Origin of the sequence: Vibrio genomosp. F10 str. 9ZD137 (assembly GCF_049974785.1) — a bacterium.
In the GTDB taxonomy this organism is placed as follows: domain Bacteria; phylum Pseudomonadota; class Gammaproteobacteria; order Enterobacterales; family Vibrionaceae; genus Vibrio.
This window is the reverse complement of the sequence record NZ_JBNGCJ010000705.1, coordinates 1-1,929: the sequence shown is the minus strand read 5'-3', so window position 1 is coordinate 1,929 and position 1,929 is coordinate 1. Positions and strand designations below refer to the sequence as shown.

The window sequence follows — 1,929 nt, the reverse complement described above, 5'->3', positions numbered from 1 at the left end:
ACCGCTCTTCCGATCTCAGACCCGTACTTCTGGGCGAGTAAGCTGCATTTTAGTATCTCTGACGTTAGCTTTTACAATTATCCATACCTATTTGGTTATTTGTTTAGTAAGGGTGTTTATGCTCAAAGGGAAGCCAAAGGGGCCCATTTCTACCAAGACTATTTGTCATTGTTGCGTGACACAGGAAGTATGAACGCTGAACAAGTTGTAGAAAAGCACTTAGGCATGACGTTAACGGGGTCTGAATTTTGGCAACAGAGTATTGATCTGGTCAATGAGAAAGTGGAAGAATTCGAAGCGTTACTGGCGATAAGAAACGATGAAAACTAGCCGAAGATGACTCATAGGATGCCATTAATCTTGTCGATAAATGTCGTACTAAGTTATTGTTATTTCTTCCATCGCTGAGGATTCTTTAGGGTTACTTCGAACACCAATAAGCACCGAGTAACCCATTCCGATGCCGTTTTTGCGATTTATACTCGAATTACTATTAATAAGTGGGATCCTTTCAACATAAATTGCGCACTCAATTCATTAACATACCGCTGTGAAATAAAGGAGTACCACATGACGAAAACTATCTTTCGCCAATCATTTCTTTTAGACAGCTTAGATATCAATCAAGAAGTAGAAGCGTCGGATCTTACCGCGCCATCCGGAGTGACTCTAAAGCTGCATGAACGTGGCGTGCTGGAAGTGATACCAGCTGACTACGACGACAAAACAAAAAATATTATTATTTCGTGTGGTATCCATGGTGATGAAACGTCACCAATGGAAATCATCGATAAAATTATTTCTGATGTATTATCAGGTTTTCAAACCGTCTCTGAACGTTGTTTATTCATCATCGCTCACCCTGAAGCGACCAATCAGCACACGCGTTTTATTGAAGAAAATTTAAACCGACTGTTTGATGATAAACACCACGAGCCGAGTCGAGAAGTCACCATTGCTGATAATTTAAAGCGTACAGTGACTCGTTTTTACAGCGGCACCAAAGTAGAAACGCGTTGGCACCTTGATCTCCATTGTGCCATTCGTACGTCTAAGCACTATTCGTTCGCTGTGAGCCCTAAGACGAGATACCCGGTGAGAGGCCGTGCGTTACTCAATTTTGTCGAACAAGCACACATTGAAGCCGTGTTATTTTCCAATTCACCAGCTAATACGTTCAGTTGGTTTAGTGCTGAAAACTTTTCAGCTCAGGCCTTGACGATTGAGCTTGGTCAGGTGGCACGAATTGGCGAAAATGATTTAGAGAAGCTTGTGGCTTTCGATCTGGCATTGCGTGATTTGGTCGCGAGAAGCGAACCGGAACATCTCCCTAGAAAACCAGTGATGTATCGTGTTAGTCGAACACTGGTCAGAATGCACAATGAGTTTAACTTTTTGTTCGATGATGACGTAGAAAACTTTACGAGCTTTAAACACGGTGAAGTGTTCGGTTATGACGGTGAAAAACCCTTGATGGCAAAAAATGAAGATGAAGCCATTGTTTTTCCTAATCGCTACGTCGTCATAGGTCAACGTGCGGCATTGATGGTTTGCGAAGTTTCCATACGTTACGACAATGAGCAAGCGGTTTACGACTAATCGCATTTTTCAATTAAGTACCTTTTAACGGGGTGTCTTTTGATTAAGTACGGTTACTGCTTTCTATTTTAATGGCTTAACGTTAAGGTTAGGCCATTATTTTTTCACAGGTCTTCAAACATTGTTGTTTGACAAGAACATGGATTTTAATCAGCTTCTCCAAAAAAAGCATCGACGTTGGATGCGCTATTCTTTTCTTCTTTTTACACTATTACTCGTCAGCAGTGCGGTGTATTTGCTCGTCGGCGAACTGACGATTTCTCCCTTTGAACCGATTTCATCGCTAGAGTACCAATTACTATATCAATTACGTCTTCCGAGATTGTTAGC

The 1,929-nt window shown here is 41.5% G+C and carries 1 protein-coding gene and 2 pseudogenes; all 3 read left to right on the top strand.

What is annotated here, in order from left to right; genetic code table 11:
* A pseudogene (locus ACP45E_RS16820) lies at window positions 1–330 on the top strand (M3 family oligoendopeptidase); the annotation flags it as partial.
* Between the two features lie 240 nt (window positions 331–570).
* Window positions 571–1,599 carry a succinylglutamate desuccinylase gene (locus ACP45E_RS16815; protein WP_017037292.1) on the top strand — a complete coding sequence of 343 codons (1,029 nt, stop codon included), beginning with the start codon at window positions 571–573 and terminating at the stop codon, window positions 1,597–1,599.
* Window positions 1,600–1,738: 139 nt separating this feature from the next.
* Window positions 1,739–1,929, top strand: a pseudogene (locus ACP45E_RS16810) (vitamin B12 ABC transporter permease BtuC); the annotation flags it as partial.

Excerpts from the sequence above, each read along its gene's own strand:
- ACP45E_RS16815 (WP_017037292.1), top strand. The coding sequence starts at position 571 with ATGACGAAAACTATCTTTCGCCAATCATTTCTTTTAGACAGCTTAGAT.